Source organism: Streptomyces sp. CB02009 (assembly GCF_001905825.1).
In the GTDB taxonomy this organism is placed as follows: Bacteria; Actinomycetota; Actinomycetes; order Streptomycetales; family Streptomycetaceae; genus Streptomyces.
This window is the reverse complement of the sequence record NZ_LIVV01000011.1, coordinates 1-21,469: the sequence shown is the minus strand read 5'-3', so window position 1 is coordinate 21,469 and position 21,469 is coordinate 1. Positions and strand designations below refer to the sequence as shown.

Genomic DNA, 21,469 nt, shown 5'->3' with positions numbered 1-21,469 from the left:
ACCATGACGGGCGATGACGAATGCCCGGTCGCCCCTGCGCGCAGTGAGAGCCGCCCTTTTCGCGGTGGTGTGCGTGACGTTGGCCGCCGTGGGGCATTCGTCCATGTCTGCGCACCAGCTTCCCGCGCTGACGCTGCTCGGCGCCTTCACCGTCACGGCCGCCGCCGCGTGGGCCGCCGCCGGCCGGCGCCGAGGCGCCCCGACGATCGCGGGCGCGCTGTCAGTCCTCCAGGGCGCCCTGCACCTGCTCTTCTCGCTGGCCGGTTCCCGGGCGGGGGACACGGGCCATCCGGCGACAGCCCCGCAGGCGACGACGGCCATGCACGGCATGGACGGCCTGCACGCGATGCACAACATGCACGCGATGCACGGGACGGCGGGTGCCGACGGCACGGCGGGCATGGCCGGCCCGCACGACCTGAGCGCCACCGCCGCGATGTTCATGGACATGAGCACCGGCATGCTCGCCGCCCACCTGCTCGCCGCGCTCCTCTGCGGCCTCTGGCTCGCGCACGGCGAGGCGGCGTTCTTCACGCTCGCCCGCGCCGCCCTCGCGTACGCCTTCACCCCCCTGAGGCTGCTCCTCGCCCGCGCACAGGTCCCCGACGCGCCGCGTCGCCCCGTCCGTCGGGCCCGGTGCGGCGCCCACCGCCCGCACACCGTCGTCCTCGCCCACACCCTGTCCCGGCGCGGCCCGCCCCGGCTGTCCGCACCCCGCGCCACGACCCTCGGAGCAGACGTCTGACCCGGGGGTCCCTTCCCCCTGTCTGCATCGACTCCAAGGACAGTCACCGCGATGACCATCGACGATCCCGCACGCCCGGAAACGCCCGAGGCGCCACCGTCGGAACGCACCCCGTCCACCTCGTCGGCCCAGCACGCCCCGGCCGAGACGGCAGAGACAACGGCCGGGACGGCCGGCACGGAAGCCCCCTCCACCCCCACCCCGCGGAAGGCCGGAACCTGGAGCGCCCTCCGCCCCCTCGTCCTCCGCCTCCACTTCTACGCGGGCGTGCTCATCGCCCCGTTCCTCCTCGTGGCCGCCGCGAGCGGTCTGCTCTACGCGCTCTCCTACCCGGCCGAGAAGTTCTTCTACGCGCACGAGCTCGAAGTCCCCGTCGGCGAGACGACCCTGCCGCTCTCCCGGCAGGTGGACATCGCCCGCGAGGCCAACCCGGACGGCACCGTCACCGCCGTCTGGCCCGGCGCCGAACCCGGCGCGACCACCCGCGTCCTGATGGCCGACCCGGACGTCGCGGAGGACGCCTCGCTGGCCGTCTTCGTGGACCCGTACACCGGAGAGGTGCGCGGGCAGCTGCCCAGCTACGGAAGCTCCGGCGCCCTCCCGCTGCGCACCTGGATCGACGGTCTGCACCGCGATCTGCACCTCGGGGAGTTCGGCCGCAACTACAGCGAGCTGGCGGCGAGCTGGCTCTGGGTCATCGCCCTCGGCGGTCTCCTGCTGTGGCTCGGCCGGCGGCGCAGGAACCGCCGCGCCCTGTTCGTGCCGGAGGGCGGCCCGGCCTCGCGCCGCCGCACGCTGTCCTGGCACGGCTCGGTCGGCCTGTGGGCGGTGACCGGACTCGTCCTGCTGTCGGCGACGGGCCTGACCTGGTCGAAGTACGCGGGCGAGAACATCGGCGTCGTCCAGGACGGCCTCGGCGGCGCCACGCCCACGCTCACGGCGACCGTCGGCGGCGCGGCCGGCGGCTCCTCGGAACACGAGGGCCACGGCGGCGGCCACACCGGCGGCACCACCGCCCAGGGTCCGGACATCGGCCTCGACAGGGCCCTGGAGGCGGCCCGCGCGGCCGGCATCGACAGCCCGAAGGTCTCGGTGGTCCTGCCGGGCGAGGGCAAGGGGTACGTGGTCAAGGAGACCGACGCGCAGTTCCCGCTCCAGCTGGACTCGGTGGCGGTGGACCCGGCGGACGGCGAGGTCCTCGACCGGCTGAGCTTCGCCGACTACCCGCTCCTCGCGAAGCTCACCCGGATCGGCATCGACGCGCACATGGGCGTGTTCCTCGGCCTGTTCAACCAGCTGGCCCTCGCGGTCCTGGCCCTCGCCCTGATCCTGCTGATCCTCTGGGGCTACCGCATGTGGTGGCTGCGCCGCCCGGGCCGCCCGGCGGCCCGCGGCGCCTGGCGGAAGGTCCCGGTGACGATGCTGCTCCCGCTCCTCGCGGTGACGGCCGCCGTGGGCTGGTTCGTCCCGCTGCTCGGCCTCAGCCTGCTGCTCTTCCTGACCGTGGACCTCGCCCTGGGACTGGTGTCCAGGGCGAGGGGCACGACGCGGGCGAGTTGACCGCGCCGGTCGAACCGGCCGGTCAGGGCGTGTACTTGTAGCCGACCCGCCGCACGGTCTGGATCGTGTGGCGGTGCTCGGCGCCCAGCTTCCGCCGCAGCCGGGCCACGTGCACGTCGACCGTGCGCCCGTCGCCGACGTGGCCGTACCCCCACACGGTGGTGACCAGCTGGTCGCGGGTGTGGACCCGGTGGGGGTGCGCCACCAGATGGGCGAGCAACTCGAACTCGAGATATGTCAGGTCGAGCGCCTGCCCGTCCACGACGGCGATCCGCTGGACGCCGTCGATGGCCACGGGCCCCTGGTCCTCCAGCGCGGCGGCGACGGGCGCGGCCACGGGCGCGGCGACGGGCAGCCGGGGCTGCTGATCGGCCGGGACGAGCACGAGGTAGCCGACCATCGGCGGCCGGCCCGGCAGCGTCGGCAGGGTGTGCGGCGGAGCGGGCAGCAGGGTGGCGCCCGGCGGCAGGAAGTCGGCGACCTGCGCGAAGTCGACGACCTCGTTGGGATCGACGGCGCGCAGTCGATGACGGCCGGGACGAACGGCGGTGGGGGTGCTGTGAGCGGTCTGGGCCATGGGGAGTCAGCTCTTTCGCGCGGAGGAACGGACGGACAGGAGTCGTACGTCATACGTCGTGCGCGTCGGCCGAAGGCCGTGGACCGGACCGAACCGATCAGGGCTTTAGAGGGCCGACGCGTTCCTCGCGCGGCAACACACCCGGTCGAAGTCGTGGTGCTGCCGGGAAGGCCAGAACGGCTCGAGGTCGTGACGACCCGTCGCGGTGTCGTTCTGTGTGATGGCCATATCCCTATTGAACCAGAAGGGAATGCCCCCGACGACCCCTTCGTCGGCCAAAACCCGTGTCGTGCTTCCCACATGCCGGGAGACCCGCCCCGGTCCACGAGCCCGGGAGGAGCCCCGCCGCGCGCCGGGAGGAGCCCGCCGGGAACGCCGAGAGGCGCCCACCGGAAAGGGTGGGCGCCTCTCGGCGTACAGGGGTGCGGATCAGACCTGGCCGGCCTTCGCGAGCGCCTCGCAGCAGGTGTCCACCAGGAGGCGGGTCACCGTGTACGGGTCCACGTTCGCGTTCGGGCGACGGTCCTCGATGTAGCCCTTCTGGTCCTGCTCGACCTGCCACGGGATGCGGACCGAGGCGCCGCGGTCCGAGACGCCGTAGGAGTACTGGTCCCACGGGGCGGTCTCGTGCAGGCCCGTCAGGCGGTCGTCGATGCCGGCGCCGTAGTTCTTGACGTGGTCCAGCGGCTTCGAGCCCTCACCGAGGGACTCGGCGGCGGTGATGATCGCGTCGTAGCCCTCGCGCATCGCCTTCGTCGAGAAGTTGGTGTGCGCGCCCGCGCCGTTCCAGTCGCCCTTCACCGGCTTCGGGTCCAGCGTCGCGGAGACGTTGAAGTCCTCGGCCGTGCGGTACAGCAGCCAGCGGGCGATCCACAGCTGGTCCGAGACCTCCAGCGGCGCCAGCGGGCCGACCTGGAACTCCCACTGGCCCGGCATGACCTCGGCGTTGATGCCGGAGATGCCGAGACCGGCCTTGAGGCAGTTCTCCAGGTGCGCCTCGACGATCGGGCGGCCGAAGATCTCGTCCGCGCCGACACCGCAGTAGTAGCCGCCCTGGGCGGCCGGGAAGCCGTTGACCGGGAAGCCGAGCGGGCGGGTGCCCTCGAAGAACGTGTACTCCTGCTCGATGCCGAAGATCGGCTCCTGAGCGGCGTACTTCGCGGCGACCTCGGCCAGCGCGGCACGCGTGTTGGACTCGTGCGGCGTCATGTCCGTGTTGAGGACCTCGCACAGCACCAGGACGTCGTCGCCGCCGCGGATCGGGTCCGGGCAGACGAAGACCGGCTTGAGGACGCGGTCCGAGGCGTGGCCCTTGGCCTGGTTCGTGCTGGAACCGTCGAAGCCCCAGATCGGCAGCTCGCCGAGCGTGGCACCCCCGCCCACGATGATCTTCGTCTTCGAGCGGAGCTTCGCGGTCGGCTCGGTGCCGTCGATCCAGATGTACTCAGCCTTGAAGGTCACTGGCCTCATCCTTTGGGCGTGCTGCTGCGGGTGTCGCGGCGGCTCGCGGCGCTGCGAGAAGCTGCGGTGTCTGTGTCCGGTCGCAGCTTCGCAACACGGGATTTCCCGTCGGTTGCCCGAATGTGAACCCCGTGTTACTCAGCTTTCCCGATCTTCGCGGAGCCGCCGTGCGACGGAGTGCTCGTCCAGGAAGGCACCGAGACCCGCGCTCCGGACACGCCGTACGACCTCCGTGTACGAGGTCCCCAGGGCCTCCGCCGCCCGCCCCAGGTGCCAGTCGCAGTCGGCGAGCCGCCGCAGCAGGTACCCCTTGCGGATCTGGTTCTCCGAGAGCCGGAACGTCTTCAGATAGGCCGTGCGCCCCTTGCGGTCGGTGATCAGCTCCCCGATGTGCTGCTCCCGCCCGCCCCGCTCGAACGGCGGCAGGAACCGGTGCAGGTCGAACGGCCCGGCCCGGTGGACCCGCTCGAAGGCGTACGGGGTCTCCAGCAGGTCCCGCGCCATGAGCCCGTCGTGCGCCGCGGCCCAGGCCCGCTCCTGCTGCCGGGCCGCCGCCCGCAGGTCCGCGAGGGTACGGATGCCGCCGGCCCCGTCCCGGATCCGCGCCGTGAACTCGGGCACCGGACCGCCGTAGTACGCGTACTGGTGGACCAGCTCCCCGTACAGGTCCTCCACGAGCGTCGGGTGCAGCAGCCGGTAGTCGTCCGGGTGCGGCACCACGAAGGCCGCGGCCAGCGAGTCGGCCACGTACAGCAGCAGCCCGCACTGGCCCGGGTGGACCTCGAAGATCCGCAGCGCCTCCGTCAGCCCGGGCACGGCCCACCCCGCGTACGCCGCCTCGGCACGCGGCGAGAGGCCGTGCCGGAGCGCCTCGCGGGACCACTCGTCCCAGACGATCGAAGGACCGCCGAAGTGCAGCGCGAGATACCCCTCCAGCGCGAGGTGCAGCGGCAGGAAGCGCAGCCGCGCCTCGGCGCGCCCGTCCTTGTCGCGCCGCCGCTTCGCCATCCGGTGGACACGGCGCACGGGCACGCAGTCCGGCGCCTCGTCACGGCCGCCGTCGCCGCGCCCGCCGCCTCCGCCGCCGAGTCGGGTCCCGTACGCGGCGGACTCCCGGCCCGCCCCCGGCGCCGGGCCCGCCCCGGACCCCGCCCCCGTCCAGTCGGCGACGAACGCGTGCGGGACGTACGAGGTGTACGTGGAGCGGTCCGGCAGGTCCACCGAGCCGAACCCGCCGTACACCTCCCGGTGCAGCCGCAGCCCGGGAACCGGCTCGGACCGCACCAGCGGCACCAGCCGTACCCCGCCCCACACCTGCGCGGGCCGGACGTCGAGCCCGGTCAGATCGATCCGGGTCATCCCCGGCCCCCTTCCTCCGCCGCCTTCAGGAACAGCTCCACCCGCCGGTCCAGATAGGCCCGCAGCTCCGCGAACCCGGTCCGCCCCTCGGCGAACTGAGCGATCTCCACCAGCGCCGCCAGGTCCTCCGCGTCCCGGATGCCGGCCGCCGGCACGCTCGGGGCGAGCCGGCGCACGTCGAAGCCCTGCGCGTCGTATACGGGGTTCAGGTGCACCACGCTCGTCCGGCGCTCCGGATCCAGCCGCGACCGCCACACCCGCAGCACCTCGCCCGCGAGCCCCGGCGGGGCGTTGTCCCAGCCGTCCGTGACGATCACGAGCCGGTCCGGGCCGGTCTCCAGACCGTCCAGGACCCGCAGGCCCAGCGGGGTCGCCCCGTACGGCCGGACGAGCAGCGGGTCGTCGCCGCCCGAGGTCCAGAGCGGGGTGTACGCCCCCGGCGCCGCGAGGGCCTCCAGCAGATGGTGGGAGCCGAGCGCGACGGCCAGCGGGCGCCGCCGCTTCACCGCCGAACCCGAGGAGGAGAAGCTGTCGTCGAGGACCGCCGTGACCCGCCCCCAGCTCCCGGCGTACGGCCCCGCCGCCCGCCGGCCCGCGGCCCGCAGCGCCCCCGTCAGCTCGGCCCGCCGTTCCACGCGCTCGCCGAACGGCAGCGAGAGGACGTACAGGGCGAGCCGGGTCAGCGGCATCACCGACAGATCGGCGGCCCGCTCGGTCCTCAGCTGTTCGAGCCGGGTCATCCGGGGCGCGATCCGCTCCAGGAACACCGCGCGCGGCACGCCGTGCGCCGCGGCGAAGCCCTCGGCGACGGTGAACGGCAGCTCGTACAGCGCGCCCTGCTCGTACCGGGCGCGGCGGAACGCGTCGAGCGTCGGGTTCTCGTACCGCACCCGGCGCCCCGGCGCGAAGAGGAAGTCCCCGGTCTCGGGGTCGGGCAGCCGCCCGTGGACGTGCCGGAGGGAGGCCTTCAGGCCGCTCCGGTACTTCACCGCGTCCAGGGCGGGATCGGGGCGGGCCGCGAGCCACCCGCGCACGATCGCGCGCGTACGCCGGTTGTTGACCCCGGCGGCGCGCAGCGTACGGAACAGCCGGTAGACCCGCTGCGGCGGCAGCAGCGCGAGCCGGGCCGCGATCAGCCGCCCCTCGGCCCGCTTCTCCTCGGGCCCGCCCGCCTCGTCGGCGGTGCGCAGCAACTGCTCGACGACGAGGGCGGCGTTGTGGTGGTTGATGTCGAGCGCGAGGGCCGCGGCGTACACGGGCCGGTAGTTGACCCGTACGTACTCGTGGACGAAGCGGAGCGAGAACCGCTGCTCGGCGGCGGAGGAACGGAACTCGCGCTGGCCGGTGGCGGTCACGGCGGCGTTGACGAAGAGGAGCACGTCCTCGGCGGCGACGAGTTCGGACACGGCTCTCTCCTTCTCGTACCGCGTGGATGCCGGCCGGGGAATGAGGGCACGAACAGCGAAGACGTTGCTTCAGAGGCAGGTTCCGGAAGTCGCACCGGAGTCCCGCGGCCGGCCCGGAAACGCTAACACCGGGCGGGGGGAGGGACGCGAGCGGATTACACGGAGGGCCCGGGGCGGGCGGGTCCGCGGGGACCGCTGTCGGAGGCACCCGGCAGACTGGGGGCATGGCGAAGCAGCTGGGCGCGAAGCCCCGGATCGGACTCCTCGGCACCGGCCCCTGGGCCGGTCACACCCACGCACCCGCGCTGGCGGGGCATCCGGGAGTCGAGTTCAGCGGGGTGTGGGGCAGACGCCCCGAGGCGGCCGAGGCGCTCGCCACCGCCTCGGGCACGCGCGCGTACGACGACGTGGACGCGCTGTTCGAGGCCAGCGACGCCGTCGCGCTCGCGCTCCCGCCGGACGTCCAGGCCCCGCTGGCCGTCCGGGCCGCGCGGGCCGGCTGCCACGTCCTCCTCGACAAGCCGGTGGCGACGACGGTCGCCGGGGCGCGGGAGGTCGCCGAGGCGGTGGAGGCCGCGGGAGCGGCCTCGGTGGTCTTCTGCACGCTCCGCTTCGCGGAGCCGACGGCCCGCTGGATCGACGAACAGACGGCGGCCGGCGGCTGGTTCCTGGGCGAGGCGCACTGGCTGGGCTCGCTCTACGGGACCGGGTCGGCCAGCGCGTACGCGGCCTCGCCCTGGCGCCGCGAGAAGGGCGGCCTGTGGGACGTGGGCCCGCACGTCCTGTCGGTCTTCCTCCCGGTCCTCGGCGACGTCACGGAGATCACCGCGGCGCGCGGCCCGGCGGACACCCACCACCTGGTGCTCCGCCACACCTCGGGAGCGAGCAGCACCGCCACCCTCACCCTCAGCGCCCCGCCGGAGGCGGCGGAGGCGGCCCTCACCCTGTACGGCACCGGGGGCCGGGCCGAAATGCCCCGCTGGGACGGGGCGGTGGGGGCGTTCGGCGCGGCGGTGGACGCCCTGGTCGACGCGGCCCGCACGGGTGAACCCGACGCCTGCGACGTCCGCTTCGGCCTCCGCCTCACGGAGATCCTGACGACGGCGGAGTCGAAGGTGGCGGCGGCTTAGGCGGCTTAGGCGGCGAAGGCGGCGAGGGGGGCCCGTCAGGACCCGAGCGCCTCGGACAACCCCGCGCACAGGGCGTCCAGCGCACCCGGGTACAACCGCTCCGGCGGCGTCGCGTAGCCGACGACCAGACCGTCCGGAGGGCCCGGGGCGACCGGAGGAGCCGAACCGTCCCGAGGAGCCGAACCGTCCCGAGGAGCCGAACCGTCCCGAGCAGCCGGGTCGTCCGGGCCGTCCGGGTCGTCGGGGCCGGTGGCGTCCCGGGCGCCGGGATGGCGGTAGGGGGCAAGCCCCTCCACCGCGACCCCGCGCCGGGCCGTCGCGGCGAGGGCCGCCCGCTCCGTGCCCGCGGGCAGTTCCAGGACGGCGTGCAGCCCGGCGGCGATGCCCGTCACCCGTACCGCCGGGACCCGTTCGGCGAGCACCGCCGTCAGCCGGTCGCGCCGCGCGCGGTGCCGCTGGCGCATCCGCCGGACGTGCCGGTCGTACGCGCCCGTGGCGAGGAGGTCCGCGAGGGTGAGCTGGTCCGTCGCGGAGGCGTACGGCTCGCGCCGGCCCTTCGCCGCGACCACCGGTTCCACCAGTGCGGACGGCAGGCACATCCAGCCGATCCGCAGGGCGGGGGAGAGGCTCTTGCTGACGGAGCCGATGAGGGCGGTCCGCTCGGGGTCGAGGCCCTGGACGGCGCCCACCGGCCGCCGGTCGTAGCGGAACTCCCCGTCGTAGTCGTCCTCGATCACCAGACCGCCGGAGGCCCGCGCCCACTCCAGGACCCCGGCCCGGCGCTCCGGGTGCAGCGGGCCGCCGGTGGGGAACTGGTGGGCGGGGGTCAGCAGCACCGCGCGCGCGTGCTCCGGGATCTCGGCGACCCGCGCCCCGTCCCCGTCGACGGCCACCGGCAGGGTGGTGACCCCGGCCTCGGCGAGGAGCCCGCGGTGGAAGGGCAGCCCGTACGCCTCGACCGCCCAGGGGGCCGCCGGACCCAGCACGCGCGCGAGGAGCCGGAGCGCGTGCGCGGCGCCGGAGCAGACCACGATCCGGTCCGGGGCGGTGCGGACGCCCCGCACGCGCGCGAGGTACTCGGCGAGCGCCAGGCGCAGTTCGATCCGGCCGTGCGGGTCGCCGATCCCGAAGGCCTCGTGCGGCGCGGCCGCCAGGGCCCGCCGGGCCGCCGCCAGCCACGCGGCGCGGGGGAAGGCGCCGGGGTCGGGCTTGCCCTGGACGAGGTCGTACGGGAGCGGGGGCGGCGCGGTCGTCCGCACGGGCCGGGGGGCGGGGGCGGCGACCCGGTCGGCGACGCGGGTGCCGGAGCCCTGGCGGGAGGTGAGCCAGCCCTCGGCGACGAGCTCGGCGTACGCGTCGGCGACGGTGTTCCGGGCGATGCCGAGGTCGGCGGCGAGCGACCGGTAGGGCGGCAGCCGGGTCCCCGGGGCGAGCCGCCCGCCGCGTACGGCCTCGCGCAGGGCGGCGATGAGCACGGCCCGCCGCCCGCCGGCGGCGCTCAGCTCCAGATGCAGATCGACCCCGAGCCCGTCGTGGTCCGCGGCGGTCACGCCTTCTCACCGTCGCTCAGGAGGTCCCGTACGCCGGTCAGGAACCGCCGTACGGCCTCCCTCTCGCCCTCCTCGAACCCGCCGAGCAGCGCGACGGCCCCTGCGACGAGGGGCCCGAAGTGGGCACGCCCCAGTTCCTTGGCCCGGTCCTCCACGGTGAGGAGCACGCGCCGACGGTCGCGGGCGTCACGGACGCGGGCGACGTGGCCGAGGCGTTCGAGCCGGTCGACGACGGCGGTCGTGCCGGCCGAGTTGAGTCCGAGCCGCTCGCCCAGCCATCCGGCGGTGGCGTCGGTGCCCGCGCGCTCGGCGTCGAGGAGGCAGATCAGGGCCCGTACGTCGGTGGGGTGCATGCCGTTGCGGGCGGCGAACTCGCCCTGCCGGAGGCCGTATTCGACGGTGACCTCGCGCAGCAGATGAAAGATGAGCATCTCGGGTGACTCGGCCACCGCGTCCTCCTATTATCTCGCTGAGCGAGAGTATCGCCGAACGAGAGGAGTAGGAGATGCCCACGCCCCGAACCTCCGACAACGACTCCGCCCACGACTCCACCACGGACCTGGTCCACGCCTCGGCCTCCGCCTCGGCCTCCGCCTTCGGCTCCGCGTACGACGACCTGCTCGCGACCTGGCCGCACCCCACGACGACCTCGGAACTCCCCACCCCCTACGGCACCACGCACCTCCTGCACCACGGCGCCGAGGACGGCCCGCCGGTCCTCCTCCTGCCGGGCGGCGGGTCGACCGCCGGCTCCTGGCGCACCACGGCCGCCGCGCTCGGCACCACGCACCGGGTGCACGCGGTGGACCTGGTCGGCGGCCCGGGCCGCAGCGGGACGGACGGCCGCCCGATCCGCACGGCCGCCGATCTGACGGCCTGGCTGGACGCCGTGCTCGACGGCCTCGGACTGGCCTCGGCGGCCTTCTGCGGCCACTCCTACGGCGGGTGGATCGCGCTCCGGTACGCCCTGGCGGCCCCGGACCGGACCGACCGTCTCGTGCTGCTCGACCCGACCGGCTGCTTCGCCGGATTCCGCCCCGGCTACCTGCTGCGGGCGCTGCCCACGCTGCTGCGTCCGACGGCCGCGCGGACGGCGGCGTTCCTGGCGTGGGAGACGGGCGGCGCGGACCACGACCCCCGGGTACGCCGCCTGGACACCCTGGCGGCGGAACTCCCGCGCCTCCGCCCGGTCACGGGCCCCCGCCCGACCGCCACCGCACTCGCGGCCCTCCGCCCGCCGGCCCTGGTCCTCCTGGCGGAGGGCAGCCGGACGCACGACGCCCGCGAGGCGGCGAGGACGGCGACGGCGCTGGGCCTGCGGACGGAACTCGTCCCGGGAGCCACCCACCACACCCTCCCGGCGACCCTGCCGCCGAAGGCCCTGACCGCTCTCACGGACTTCCTGGCGACCGGGGGGCAACGCCCGCCCGGCCTGGCGGGAGAACGCTCGCCCTAACGGGAGAGCGCGTCCCGGACGGCCTCCTCGGACCGGCCGACGACGGCCGTGCCGTCCTCCGCCGTGATGATCGGCCGCTGGATGAGCTCGGGGTGCGCGGAGAGCGCCTCGATCCACCGCTCCCGGCTCCCTTCGTCGCGGGCCCACTCCTTCAGCCCGAGCTCCTTGGCCACGGCCTCCCGCGTCCGCGTGATGTCCCACGGTTCGAGCCCGAGCCGGTCGAGCACCTGCCGGATCTCGTCCGGGGAGGGCACGTCCTCCAGGTAGCGGCGCACGGTGTAGTCGGCGCCCTCCGCGTTGAGAAGGGTGAGGGCGCTGCGGCACTTGGAACAGGCGGGATTGATCCAGATCTCCATGTCTCCCACGGTACCCCCCAGGGCACTCTCCACCACCCCCCAAACCCCCTCTGGCCAGGGGCGATTGTCAGTGGGGGGCACTAAAATAAGGGGTGAAGGTGAGGGTCCCGGGGAGGGCCCGCACCCCGCCGTTCGCCAGGAGGTAGCCCATGGCTCTCGCCGTGATCCGGACACCGTCCCTCGAACCCTGGAAGCCGCTCCGGAAGAAGCCGCTCCCCGCGGGCCGCCCCCGCGAGTGGTACGTGACGCACAACCGCCGACTGAAGGCCATGCGCCTCGCGATCGCCCTCCTCGACGCCGGCGTCTACGTCCCGTCGAAGGCCACGAACGCGACGATACGCACCACGGCCGACCACCTCGGCATCCACCCGCCCTCGGACACCACCTGCCGCATGGTGCGCGCCATGATCCGCTACGGCCGCTGACGGCGGAGGGGCGCTGCCCGGCCCCGGCCGGGCAGCGCCGTCGTCGGACCCCGCCCGCTACCAGGCCACCGGCAGCCGTTCGGGGAGCCGCTTCATGAAGTTGGTGCGCCACACCAGCTGTTCGACCGGCACCGCGAGCCGCAGCTCCGGCAGCCGGTCGAGCAGCGTCTCCAGGGCGATCTCGGCGTGCCGCTTGCCCAGCGCCGTCGCCGGGCAGTAGTGCCGTCCACCGCCGAAGGAGAGGTGGTCGGCGGCGTTCTCCCGGTCCGGCCGGAAGACCAGCGGGTCGGGGAAGTGCCCCGGGTCGTGGTTCGCGGCCTCCACCAGCACCAGGACCAGTTCACCGGCCCGCACCTCGACCTCGCCGAGCCGTACGTCCTCCAGGGCCAGCCGCGGCAGCCCGTCGCCGATCGACAGGTTCACCCGCAGCAGTTCGTCCATCGCCCCGGCGACCCGGCCCGCGCCGCCCGCGGTCAGCGCCTCCCGCACGTCCGGCCGGGTCAGCACGGACACGAGCGCCATCGTCAGGAACCCGGCGGTGGAGATCACCCCGGCCCCGAACAGCGTCACGCCCACCGTCGCCAGCATCTCGTCCGTCAGGTGCGCGTACTCGGGATCCTCGCGCAGCGCCGCGAGCTCCGCCATCAGCCCGCCCGTCGCCGGATCGTCCAGGCGCTCGGTCATGTACGCGATGTCCCGGTCCCAGTGGAGCCGGGCCGCCTCGATCTCGTGCGGGGCGTTCATGAAGGCCACGTCCAGACTGCGCAGCAGCCGCGGCCCGTCCCCCTCCGGGATGCCCAGCATCCGGCAGTGCAGCCCCGCCGAGTACGGATCGGCGTAGGCGCCCCGCAGCTCCCCGGGCGCCCCCTCGGCGACCAGCGCGTCCACCAGGGCCCCGGCCCGCGCCCGCAGCCACTCCTCGAGCCCCGGCGCCTTCGGGTTGATCGCCTTCATGACGGCCTTGCGCAGCCCGGCGCCGGTGATGTTGCCCATGTTGTTCACCACGTGCGGCGGGATCGTCAGCGCGTACTGCCGCGGCACCCCCGGCGCAGAGGTGTCCTTGAGGCTGAACCGCGGGTCCTCCAGGACCTGCCGGCACAGCTCGTACGAGGAGACCAGCCAGGCCTCGGCCCCGGCGATCGTCCGCACCCGCCGGACGGGTTCGGCGCGGAGCGCCTCGACCTCGGCGGGCAGCCGGGTCCCGTCCCAGTCGAAGGGGAACGCGGGCAGGTCGTGCGTCATGACCGCGGTCATCGCGCGTCTCCTTCGACAGGCGTGAGGATGCCGTGCCCCTGGTTGCGGGAGGCACGCAGCCCGGTGCCCCGGGCGTAGAGCAGATCGGCCAGGGGCAGGGCCTGGTGGTAGCAGTTGAGCGAGGACGGCACCCCGAGGATCGCCGGGGTGTCCAGGAACAGCGGCACCTCGGCGCTGATGTACGCCCGGCACACCTCCTTCTGGAGCCCGCTCGCCTCCTGCCCCGGCGTCAGCTTCCCGGCCAGGAAGATCCCGGTGAGCGCGTCGCAGGTCGCCCGTACGACCGGATCCCCGTCGACGGCCGCCAGCACCTGCCGGTGCAGCTCCTGGTAGGCGGGGAGGGCCTGGAACTCCGACATCCCGCGGGCCCGTACCCGTACCCCCGTGGGATCGGCCTCGGTCGCGGCGGCCCCGACCTTCGCCCGCACCCCCCGCAGGTTCTTGACGGCCTTGCGCCGCGCCTCGTCGGCCCCGTATCCCAGCGCCTCGTACATGTCGGAGACGAACAGGTCGGTGTAGACGAGATCGACCTGATCGAAGTGGTCCAAGCCCCAGCGCGTCAGCTCGCGCAGCCGCTGGGCGGTGAAATAACTGTTTCCCGGAGAGACGCCGATGACCACGTGCGCGCCCTCGTCGGCGATGACGCGGCAGTGATCGGTGTACGGCTGGAGTCGGAGCGTCTCTGCAGGGGCGAAAGCCGCCTGAGTCACGTCGGCAGTCCTCATCGCGCCCGCTAGTCCCAGCGGAGCCCAGTGCTCCGGGTGTGGCGGCGGCGACGACCTCACGCTATCGACCGGTCGCGGAGCGTGAACCCCCTACTCGTAGGTACGGACGAGAGTTCGTCACCTGTTCGCACTCCTGTGATCTTGGCCGGAAAACGGCGAGGCCCGCCGCCCCCTCGAAAGGGGCGACGGGCCTCGGCGGAACCTCGCGCGCGGTACGGCTTAGAGGTCGAAATAGAGCTCGAACTCGTGCGGGTGCGGGCGCAGCTGGATCGGGGCGATCTCGTGGGTGCGCTTGTAGTCGATCCACGTCTCGATCAGGTCGGACGTGAAGACGCCGCCGGCCTGCAGGTACTCGTTGTCCGCCTCGAGGGCGTTGAGCACGGCCTCCAGGTTGGTCGGGACCTGCTGGACGTTCGCGTGCTCCTCGGGAGCGAGCTCGTAGAGGTCCTTGTCGATCGGCTCCGCCGGCTCGATCTTGTTCTTGATGCCGTCGAGGCCCGCGAGCAGCAGCGCCGAGAAGGCGAGGTACGGGTTCGAGGACGGGTCCGGCGCGCGGAACTCGACGCGCTTGGCCTTCGGGTTCGAGCCCGTGATCGGGATGCGCATGGCGGCGGAGCGGTTGCGCTGCGAGTACACCATGTTGACCGGGGCCTCGAAGCCCGGGACCAGGCGGTGGTACGAGTTCACCGTCGGGTTGGTGAAGGCCAGCAGCGACGGGGCGTGCTTGAGGATGCCGCCGATGTAGTAGCGGGCGGTGTCCGAGAGGCCCGCGTAGCCCGTCTCGTCGTAGAACAGCGGGTCGCCGTTCGCCCACAGCGACTGGTGGACGTGCATGCCCGAGCCGTTGTCGCCGAAGATCGGCTTCGGCATGAAGGTCGCGGTCTTGCCGTTGCGCCAGGCGACGTTCTTCACGATGTACTTGAAGAGCATCAGGTCGTCGGCCGCGGCGAGCAGCGTGTTGAACTTGTAGTTGATCTCGGCCTGGCCGGCGGTGCCGACCTCGTGGTGCTGGCGCTCGACCTGGAGGCCGACGTTCTCCAGCTCCAGGGAGATCTCCGAGCGCAGGTCGGCGAAGTGGTCGACCGGCGGGGCCGGGAAGTAGCCGCCCTTGTAGCGGACCTTGTAGCCGCGGTTGTTCTCCTCCGCACCGGTGTTCCAGGCGCCGGCCTCGGAGTCGATGTGGTAGAAGCCCTGGTTCGCGGAGGTCTCGAAGCGCACCGAGTCGAACACGTAGAACTCGGCCTCGGGGCCGAAGTACGCGGTGTCGGCGATGCCGGTGGACGCGAGGTACGCCTCGGCCTTCTTCGCGATGTTCCGCGGGTCACGGCTGTACTGCTCGCCCGTGATCGGGTCGTGGATGAAGAAGTTGATGTTCAGCGTCTTGTCGCGGCGGAAGGGGTCCACACGGGCCGTCGACAGGTCGGCGCGGAGCGCCATGTCGGACTCGTGGATCGCCTGGAAGCCGCGGATCGACGAACCGTCGAAGGCGAGCTCCTCCGACGGGTCGAACGCCGTCGCCGGGATCGTGAAGTGCTGCATCACGCCCGGAAGGTCGCAGAAACGGACGTCGACCATCTTGACGTCGTTGTCCTTGATGTACTTCTTGACCTCGTCGGCGTTCTGGAACCCGTGCGTCTCGGACATCCCACTCCTCCTACTCCCGGCCCGGGGAGGGGCGGGGTTTGCAGCTGGTTCGTGCGGCCAGTGCGGTGGCACACGCTGGACCCGACCATAGGCAGACGGGATTTCTCAAGCATGACCCAATTGTTTCGTCGAAGTTAACCGAGGTGGGTGCCGCCGCGCCGGTCGGGACCCTTCGCCTACCCGGCCCGAACTGATCAAAAACGGGCGCAGTACCGTGGTCGGGTGGACAACAGGCAAGCACTCGGATCTTGGCTCTCCGGCCCCCGCGCGGCGGCCGAGGACGCAGGCGTCGACTTCGGCTACCGCGGTCAGCAGCTGGGGCTGCCCGAGGAGGGGCCTGGTTCGGTCGCCCGCCCCGGGCGCCGTCTCGGCGCCCTCGCCGTCGACTGGGCCCTCTGCACGCTGATCGCATACGGCCTGATCACCGACGGCTACAACCAGGCCACCGGCAACTGGGCCCTCGTCATCCTGCTCGTCCTGAGCGTGCTGACGGTCGGCACCATCGGCTCCACCCCCGGCAAGCGCCTCTTCGGCCTCGGGGTCGTCTCCGTGAACGGCGGCCGCCTCGGCCTCCCGCGGGTGGCGCTCCGCTCCCTGCTCGTCTGCCTGGCGATCCCCGCCCTCATCTGGGACCGCGACGGCCGCGGCCTCCACGACCGCCTCTCCGGCGCCGTACAGGTCCGCCTCTGACACCTGCGCCGCCGGCGGCCGAGGAGCCTCGTCGGCGCAGATCCCATGAGGAAGGCCCCGGACCGTGTGACGGTCCGGGGCCTTCCTCATGCAGCAGTTCTGAAGGCCGTCGCCTCCGGTCGGGCGCGTCAGCGCATCTTTCCGCCCCGCGGCATCCGCATGCCCTTCGGCATCGGACCCTTCGGCAGCGGCATGTTGCTCATCAGGTCGCCCATCGCCCGCAGCCGGTCGTTGGCCGCCGTCACCTGCGGGCCGGTGAGCACCCGAGGAAGCTTGAGCATGGTCGTACGGACCTTCTTGAGCGGCACCTGGCCCTCGCCGTCGCCGACGATGATGTCGGTCACCGGCACGTCCACCACGACGCGGCTCATGCGCTTCTTCTCGGCCGCCAGCAGGGGCTTCACCCGGTTCGGGTTGCCCTCCGCCACCAGCACGATGCCCGCCCGGCCGACCGCCCGGTGCACGACGTCCTGGCTGCGGTTCATCGCGACCGCGGGGGTCGTCGTCCAGCCGCGCCCGACGTTCTGGAGCACCGCCGCGGCAGCGCCCGGCTGGCCCTCCATCTGCCCGAACGCCGCGCGCTCGGCGCGCCGCCCGAACACGATGGCCGCCGCCAGGAGCGCCAGGACGAAGCCCAGGATGCCCAGGTAGACCGGGTGACCGATCAGGAACCCGATCGCGAGGAGGACACCGAGTACGACGATGCCCACGCCTGCGACGACAAGACCGACCTTGGGGTCAGCCTTTCGGGTCATCTTGTACGTGAGGGCGATCTGCTTGAGCCGCCCCTGGTTCGCAGCGTCAGCGCTGCCCGTGTTTGCCTTCCTCGCCATGTCCTGAAGTTTACGTGGCCCGGGACGTCCGGCCCGACGCGACCTCCATCACGTGCTGGGCCTCGACCCGGTCCTTGGCGTTGCGCCGGTCCTCCAGGACGGAGTTCCAGGCGTTGCGCCGGGCGGTGCGCTGCCCGGCGCCGAGGAGCAGCGCCTCCACGGCCTTCAGGGCGTCGGTGACGGACGGGATCGCGGTGACGCGGACGTGCGTCGATGCGGCCGGCATGTCGGGGTCCTCCCTCGATTGCGGATGAGACGAGGCGGGGGGTACGAGCGGGGATGTGAGCGAGTCGTGGCGGTGAGTGAAACCAGGCTCACAGACTGGTGTTACCAGGGCGTGACCCGGTGGTCAAACACTGATGAAACGTTGATGCGGCCATGTGGAGGGCACGGGAAACGCGGACGCGGCCCGTACATCCCCGCTGAGCTGCGGGGCCGTACGGGCCGCGTCCGATCCGGCCATTACTGACCGGTAACCGCTTGTGCTCCGATTCACACAGCCTGCGTGGCGTTGTCCACCGCGCCGCGCTTCTCCGTGCTGCCGGTCGAGCTCCGCCTCGCCACCGCTCCGGCCGCGTGCCCGCCCTCGTACCTCGGGCGGACCCGCAACCTACGCTCCGGCTCGGCTGCGCTTCTCCATCGCCTGCTGGAAGAGGCGACCCGCGCGGTACGAGGACCGGACCAGCGGGCCCGACATGACACCGGAGAAGCCGATCTCGTCGGCCTCCTCCTTGAGCTCCACGAACTCCTGCGGCTTCACCCAGCGCTCCACCGGGTGGTGCCGGACGGAGGGGCGCAGGTACTGCGTGATCGTGATCAGCTCGCAGCCCGCGTCGTGCAGCTGCTGGAGCGCCTCGCTGATCTCCTCACGGGTCTCGCCCATGCCGAGGATCAGGTTCGACTTCGTGACCAGACCGTAGTCACGGGCCTGCGTGATGACGTCGAGCGAACGCTCGTAACGGAATCCCGGACGGATCCGCTTGAAGATCCGCGGCACGGTCTCCACGTTGTGCGCGAAGACCTCCGGGCGGGAGGCGAAGACCTCCGCCAGGAGCTCCGGCACCGCGTTGAAGTCGGGCGCGAGCAGCTCGACCTTGGTGCGGCCGTCGGCGCGCTCCGCGGTCTGCTGGTGGATCTGGCGCACGGTCTCCGCGTACAGCCAGGCGCCGCCGTCCTCCAGGTCGTCGCGCGCGACGCCGGTGATGGTGGCGTAGTTCAGATCCATCGTGACGACGGACTCGCCCACACGGCGCGGCTCGTCCCGGTCCAGCGCCTCGGGCTTGCCCGTGTCGATCTGGCAGAAGTCGCAGCGCCGGGTGCACTGGTCACCGCCGATGAGGAAGGTCGCCTCGCGGTCCTCCCAGCACTCGAAGATGTTGGGGCAGCCCGCCTCCTGGCAGACCGTGTGCAGCCCCTCGCTCTTCACGAGGCTCTGCATCTTCGTGTACTCGGGCCCCATCTTCGCCCGCGTCTTGATCCACTCGGGCTTGCGCTCGATGGGGGTCTGGGCGTTCCGGACCTCCAGGCGCAGCATCTTGCGTCCGTCGGGTGCGACTGCGGACACATCGGCTCCTGTAGCTTCGATTCTTCGGCGCACACCAGGGTACGCCGTTGCTTCCCATGCCTTACTACGTCTGGCCAACCTCTGGCCAGCGCCCTGCATTCCTGCGGGCACACCTCAGACCGCGGCCGTCTCCACCGGACGCTCGATCTCGCGCGGCTTCAGGTCCGCCTGCTCCAGGACCGCCCGCAGGTGCTTCTCCACCACCGGCAGCACCTCCTCGATCGTGACGTCGCGGCCCAGCTCGTTGGCGAGCGAGGTGACCCCCGCGTCGCGGATGCCGCACGGGATGATCCGGTCGAACCACGCGTTGTCCGGGTTCACGTTGAGGGCGAAGCCGTGCATCGTGACGCCCTTGGCGACCCGGATGCCGATCGCGGCGAGCTTGCGGTCCTCGCGGCGCTGGCCCGCGTTGGACGGGGCGTACTCGGGGCCGTTCAGACGCGGGTCGAACTCCTCGTCGTTCAGCCGCGGGTCGAAGTCGAGCGAGAGCCCGCCGAGCGCCGGGCGCTGCTCGACCGGGTCGCCGAGCACCCAGACGCCGCTGCGTCCCTCGACCCGGCTGGTCTCCACGCCGAACTCGGCGGCGGTGAGGATCAGCGCCTCCTCCAGCCGGCGCACATGTGCGACGACGTCCACCGGGCGGGGCAGCTTCATGATCGGGTAGCCGACGAGCTGACCGGGGCCGTGCCAGGTGATCTTGCCGCCGCGGTCGACGTCCACCACGGGCGTCCCGTCGAGCGGGCGCTCGTTCTCCGCCGTACGCCGGCCGGCCGTGTAGACCGGCGGGTGCTCGAGGAGCAGACAGGTGTCGTCGGTCTCGTCGGCGAACCGCGCGGCGTGCACCTCGCGCTGCTTGTCCCAGGCCACCTGGTAGTCGACGGCTTCCGCGCCGAACCCAAGGCGGACGAATCGCAGCTCACTCACGGCCATGCCTCCTCCTGGGTGCCGGGGACCGGAATCCGGGGATCATCCCGGGCCGGTGCGGCACCATGCGTCATTCGCGCCCATGCCACTGTACGGCGGTGCCGGGAACGGCCCTCCGGCAGGTGGACGGGGACCGCGTCCTGGCCCGCCGGGCGGGAGCTCCTCCGGCGGATGGCCGAGAGCGCCTACGTCAGCGATGCCGTCAATCCTCACACGATCGGATGAATGTGGGGCGAAGGCGGCGGTACAGGCCGTGAGTACCGCTAAATTCACGCCGTTCCATGAGGGTCCGACGGGGCTGCCGGCGGGACCCGGAAGGCAGGAGACCGCACAGCTGATGACGGAACGACCACCGCAGCGCATCCCGAACCGCCAGCTCGCCGCGCTCATCGCCGAAGCGGGGTTCTCCCATGCGGGCCTGGCGAGACGGGTGGACCAGCTCGGTCTGGAACACGGTCTCGACCTGCGGTACGACAAGACCTCGGTGACCCGCTGGCTCCGCGGCCAGCAGCCGCGCGGCACCACTCCCGCGCTGATCGCCGAGGTCTTCACCCGTCGCCTCGGCCGCCGGCTGTCCGCCCAGGACCTCGGCCTCGACGCCTGCGCCCCGGTCTACGCGGGCCTGGAGTTCGCCGCGACCCCCGAGGAGGCGGTCGACATCGTCAGCGGGCTCTGGCGGAAGGACTCCGGCAGCCACGCCGAGCTCCGCAAGATCGCCTTCACCCCGGCGGGCCTGGTCGTACCCAGCCGCGACTGGCTGATCGGCCGCGCGGACGACCGGGTGGCGCGGGGCGACGCCCCGCAGGGCCCCCGGGTGTCGTCCGGCACCTCGGCCGTCGCCGCCGCGGTCACGGCCGAGGGCCGCCCGCCGCACGACCCGCGCCCGGGCCTCGACCCGCGTCAGGGCCTCGACCCCCGGCTCGCGCACGACCCCAGGGTGCCGCCCCAGGGCCGCTTCTCGGTGCCCCGGCAGCGCGGCACCGACCGGGGGCCCGGCCAGCGGGTCTCCAGCGGGGACATCGCGGCGCTGCGCTCGGTCGGCGAGCTCTTCCGCACGCTCGACCACGCCTACGGCGGCGGGCACGCCCGGCAGGCCCTCGTCCGCTACCTGGAACACGAGGCCGAGCCGATGCTGCGCGGCACGTACGGCGAGTCCGTCGGCCGGCGGCTCTTCGCCGCGGCCGCCGACCTCACCCGGCTCGCCGGCTGGACCTCGTACGACATCGCCGCGCACGGCCTCGCCCAGCGCTACTTCGTCCAGGCACTGCGGCTCGCCCAGGCCGCCGGGGACCGGGCGTACGGCTCGTACGTGCTCCTCACCATGAGCTGCCAGGCCGTCTACCTCGGCCACGGCCGGGAGGCCGTCCAGCTCGCCCGGGTCGCCCAGCAGGGCGTCGGGCCGGCCGCGCCGCCGGTCGTCCAGGCGATGCTCCACGCGGTCGAGGCGCGGGGGCACGCGGTGCTCGGCGAGGCACGGGCGTGCAGCGCCTCGCTCGTACGGGCCGAGCGGGCCCTGGAGGCGGCACGGCCGGGTGACGAGGTGCCGTACTGGGCCCGGATGTTCGACGAGGCCCAGCTCGCCGACGAGCTCGGGCACTGCCACCGCGACCTCCAGCAGTACCGGCCGGCCGCCCAGCACGCGGAACGCGCCCTCCAGCTCCGGGCCCCCGGCTTCGCCCGCAGCCGCCTCTTCTGCCGGGTGGTCCTGGCCACGTCACGGCTCGCCCTGGGCGAACTGGACCAGGCGTGCGCGCTCGGTGCGGAGGCCGCGCAGCAGGCCTCGGAGATGCGGTCGGCGCGGGCGGTGGAG

At 73.1% G+C, this 21,469-nt stretch carries 21 protein-coding genes; 7 read left to right on the top strand and 14 right to left on the bottom strand.

Annotated features, from left to right (window positions below; translation table 11 throughout):
• Nucleotides 1-103 precede the first annotated feature (103 nt).
• Together AMK27_RS34755 and AMK27_RS34750 are read left to right on the top strand one after the other, a co-directional pair.
• Complete coding sequence (locus AMK27_RS34755) at nucleotides 104-745, top strand: hypothetical protein (RefSeq protein WP_241847689.1); 642 nt, start codon at nucleotides 104-106, stop codon at nucleotides 743-745.
• Nucleotides 746-796: 51 nt separating this feature from the next.
• Entirely contained in the window at nucleotides 797-2,305 is a 1,509-nt protein-coding gene (locus tag AMK27_RS34750; RefSeq protein ID WP_073917426.1) for a PepSY-associated TM helix domain-containing protein, read from the top strand.
• Nucleotides 2,306-2,327: 22 nt separating this feature from the next.
• Here the strand turns inward: AMK27_RS34750 and AMK27_RS34745 are convergent, their stop codons facing one another.
• From AMK27_RS34745 to AMK27_RS34730, 4 genes are all read right to left on the bottom strand, one after another.
• Nucleotides 2,328-2,882: a winged helix-turn-helix domain-containing protein gene (locus AMK27_RS34745; protein ID WP_073917425.1), complete on the bottom strand. Its 555-nt coding sequence runs from the start codon at nucleotides 2,880-2,882 to the stop codon at nucleotides 2,328-2,330.
• A 429-nt stretch (nucleotides 2,883-3,311) separates the two neighbouring features.
• Nucleotides 3,312-4,343, bottom strand: a complete 1,032-nt coding sequence (gene glnII, locus AMK27_RS34740; protein ID WP_073917423.1) for a glutamine synthetase — start codon at nucleotides 4,341-4,343, stop codon at nucleotides 3,312-3,314.
• A gap of 138 nt (nucleotides 4,344-4,481) precedes the next feature.
• Nucleotides 4,482-5,702: an ARPP-2 domain-containing protein gene (locus tag AMK27_RS34735; RefSeq protein WP_073917422.1), complete on the bottom strand. Its 1,221-nt coding sequence runs from the start codon at nucleotides 5,700-5,702 to the stop codon at nucleotides 4,482-4,484.
• Nucleotides 5,699-7,108 carry a hypothetical protein gene (locus AMK27_RS34730; protein WP_107425744.1) on the bottom strand — a complete coding sequence of 470 codons (1,410 nt, stop codon included), beginning with the start codon at nucleotides 7,106-7,108 and terminating at the stop codon, nucleotides 5,699-5,701. Before AMK27_RS34730 ends, AMK27_RS34735 begins: the two co-directional genes overlap by 4 nt.
• A gap of 224 nt (nucleotides 7,109-7,332) precedes the next feature.
• On the opposite strand from AMK27_RS34730, the gene AMK27_RS34725 reads away from it, so the two are divergent.
• Nucleotides 7,333-8,238, top strand: a complete 906-nt coding sequence (locus AMK27_RS34725) for a Gfo/Idh/MocA family protein (RefSeq protein ID WP_073917419.1) — start codon at nucleotides 7,333-7,335, stop codon at nucleotides 8,236-8,238.
• 35 nt (nucleotides 8,239-8,273) lie between these two features.
• On the opposite strand, the gene pdxR is transcribed toward AMK27_RS34725, so the two are convergent.
• Both pdxR and AMK27_RS34715 read right to left on the bottom strand, forming a co-directional pair.
• Nucleotides 8,274-9,788: a MocR-like pyridoxine biosynthesis transcription factor PdxR gene (gene pdxR / locus AMK27_RS34720; RefSeq protein WP_073917417.1), complete on the bottom strand. Its 1,515-nt coding sequence runs from the start codon at nucleotides 9,786-9,788 to the stop codon at nucleotides 8,274-8,276.
• Nucleotides 9,785-10,219 (bottom strand): MarR family transcriptional regulator, encoded by a 435-nt coding sequence (locus tag AMK27_RS34715; protein ID WP_073917893.1) that lies wholly within the window; start codon nucleotides 10,217-10,219, stop codon nucleotides 9,785-9,787. Before AMK27_RS34715 ends, pdxR begins: the two co-directional genes overlap by 4 nt.
• A 74-nt stretch (nucleotides 10,220-10,293) precedes the next feature.
• On the opposite strand from AMK27_RS34715, the gene AMK27_RS34710 reads away from it, so the two are divergent.
• Nucleotides 10,294-11,244 carry an alpha/beta fold hydrolase gene (locus AMK27_RS34710; protein WP_198955989.1) on the top strand — a complete coding sequence of 317 codons (951 nt, stop codon included), beginning with the start codon at nucleotides 10,294-10,296 and terminating at the stop codon, nucleotides 11,242-11,244.
• Here the strand turns inward: AMK27_RS34710 and AMK27_RS34705 are convergent.
• Nucleotides 11,241-11,600 (bottom strand): arsenate reductase family protein, encoded by a 360-nt coding sequence (locus AMK27_RS34705; RefSeq protein WP_073917415.1) that lies wholly within the window; start codon nucleotides 11,598-11,600, stop codon nucleotides 11,241-11,243. The genes AMK27_RS34710 and AMK27_RS34705 overlap by 4 nt on opposite strands.
• A gap of 149 nt (nucleotides 11,601-11,749) precedes the next feature.
• Here AMK27_RS34705 and AMK27_RS34700 point away from each other — a divergent pair, with 149 nt between their 5' ends.
• Nucleotides 11,750-12,025 carry a hypothetical protein gene (locus AMK27_RS34700; protein ID WP_073917414.1) on the top strand — a complete coding sequence of 92 codons (276 nt, stop codon included), beginning with the start codon at nucleotides 11,750-11,752 and terminating at the stop codon, nucleotides 12,023-12,025.
• A gap of 57 nt (nucleotides 12,026-12,082) precedes the next feature.
• On the opposite strand, the gene AMK27_RS34695 is transcribed toward AMK27_RS34700, so the two are convergent.
• From AMK27_RS34695 to glnA, 3 genes are all read right to left on the bottom strand, one after another.
• On the bottom strand, nucleotides 12,083-13,279 hold the full coding sequence (locus tag AMK27_RS34695; protein ID WP_073917412.1) for a cytochrome P450: 1,197 nt from the start codon (nucleotides 13,277-13,279) through the stop codon (nucleotides 12,083-12,085).
• A complete protein-coding gene (locus AMK27_RS34690; protein WP_079188683.1) occupies nucleotides 13,276-13,989 on the bottom strand; it encodes a tRNA-dependent cyclodipeptide synthase in 714 nt (237 codons plus the stop codon). Before AMK27_RS34690 ends, AMK27_RS34695 begins: the two co-directional genes overlap by 4 nt.
• A 234-nt stretch (nucleotides 13,990-14,223) precedes the next feature.
• A complete protein-coding gene (gene glnA / locus AMK27_RS34685; protein WP_030314285.1) occupies nucleotides 14,224-15,648 on the bottom strand; it encodes a type I glutamate--ammonia ligase in 1,425 nt (474 codons plus the stop codon).
• Nucleotides 15,649-15,870: 222 nt separating this feature from the next.
• Here glnA and AMK27_RS34680 point away from each other — a divergent pair, with 222 nt between their 5' ends.
• Nucleotides 15,871-16,338, top strand: coding sequence for an RDD family protein (locus tag AMK27_RS34680; protein WP_073917409.1), 468 nt, complete (start codon nucleotides 15,871-15,873; stop codon nucleotides 16,336-16,338).
• Nucleotides 16,339-16,466: 128 nt separating this feature from the next.
• Here the strand turns inward: AMK27_RS34680 and AMK27_RS34675 are convergent, their stop codons facing one another.
• From AMK27_RS34675 to lipB, 4 genes are all read right to left on the bottom strand, one after another.
• Nucleotides 16,467-17,171: a DUF4191 domain-containing protein gene (locus AMK27_RS34675; RefSeq protein WP_073917407.1), complete on the bottom strand. Its 705-nt coding sequence runs from the start codon at nucleotides 17,169-17,171 to the stop codon at nucleotides 16,467-16,469.
• A gap of 10 nt (nucleotides 17,172-17,181) precedes the next feature.
• Complete coding sequence (locus AMK27_RS34670) at nucleotides 17,182-17,397, bottom strand: SCO2195 family GlnR-regulated protein (RefSeq protein ID WP_073917406.1); 216 nt, start codon at nucleotides 17,395-17,397, stop codon at nucleotides 17,182-17,184.
• Nucleotides 17,398-17,781: 384 nt separating this feature from the next.
• On the bottom strand, nucleotides 17,782-18,735 hold the full coding sequence (gene lipA / locus AMK27_RS34665; RefSeq protein ID WP_073917404.1) for a lipoyl synthase: 954 nt from the start codon (nucleotides 18,733-18,735) through the stop codon (nucleotides 17,782-17,784).
• A gap of 114 nt (nucleotides 18,736-18,849) precedes the next feature.
• Nucleotides 18,850-19,659, bottom strand: coding sequence for a lipoyl(octanoyl) transferase LipB (gene lipB, locus AMK27_RS34660; RefSeq protein WP_073917889.1), 810 nt, complete (start codon nucleotides 19,657-19,659; stop codon nucleotides 18,850-18,852).
• Nucleotides 19,660-19,996: 337 nt separating this feature from the next.
• On the opposite strand from lipB, the gene AMK27_RS34655 reads away from it, so the two are divergent.
• Nucleotides 19,997-21,469: regulator (locus tag AMK27_RS34655; protein WP_073917403.1), on the top strand; the 1,473-nt coding region annotated here is incomplete at its 3' end.

Bases quoted from the DNA above. Each gene is read 5' to 3' on its own strand.
- AMK27_RS34705 (WP_073917415.1), bottom strand. From the start codon at position 11,600: ATGGAGATCTGGATCAATCCCGCCTGTTCCAAGTGCCGCAGCGCCCTC.
- AMK27_RS34715 (WP_073917893.1), bottom strand. From the start codon at position 10,219: ATGCTCATCTTTCATCTGCTGCGCGAGGTCACCGTCGAATACGGCCTC.
- AMK27_RS34670 (WP_073917406.1), bottom strand. From the start codon at position 17,397: ATGCCGGCCGCATCGACGCACGTCCGCGTCACCGCGATCCCGTCCGTC.
- AMK27_RS34745 (WP_073917425.1), bottom strand. From the start codon at position 2,882: ATGGCCCAGACCGCTCACAGCACCCCCACCGCCGTTCGTCCCGGCCGT.
- AMK27_RS34675 (WP_073917407.1), bottom strand. From the start codon at position 17,171: ATGGCGAGGAAGGCAAACACGGGCAGCGCTGACGCTGCGAACCAGGGG.
- glnA (WP_030314285.1), bottom strand. From the start codon at position 15,648: ATGTCCGAGACGCACGGGTTCCAGAACGCCGACGAGGTCAAGAAGTAC.
- AMK27_RS34700 (WP_073917414.1), top strand. From the start codon at position 11,750: ATGGCTCTCGCCGTGATCCGGACACCGTCCCTCGAACCCTGGAAGCCG.
- AMK27_RS34710 (WP_198955989.1), top strand. From the start codon at position 10,294: ATGCCCACGCCCCGAACCTCCGACAACGACTCCGCCCACGACTCCACC.
- AMK27_RS34695 (WP_073917412.1), bottom strand. From the start codon at position 13,279: ATGACCGCGGTCATGACGCACGACCTGCCCGCGTTCCCCTTCGACTGG.
- AMK27_RS34750 (WP_073917426.1), top strand. From the start codon at position 797: ATGACCATCGACGATCCCGCACGCCCGGAAACGCCCGAGGCGCCACCG.
- AMK27_RS34755 (WP_241847689.1), top strand. From the start codon at position 104: ATGTCTGCGCACCAGCTTCCCGCGCTGACGCTGCTCGGCGCCTTCACC.
- AMK27_RS34735 (WP_073917422.1), bottom strand. From the start codon at position 5,702: ATGACCCGGATCGATCTGACCGGGCTCGACGTCCGGCCCGCGCAGGTG.
- AMK27_RS34725 (WP_073917419.1), top strand. From the start codon at position 7,333: ATGGCGAAGCAGCTGGGCGCGAAGCCCCGGATCGGACTCCTCGGCACC.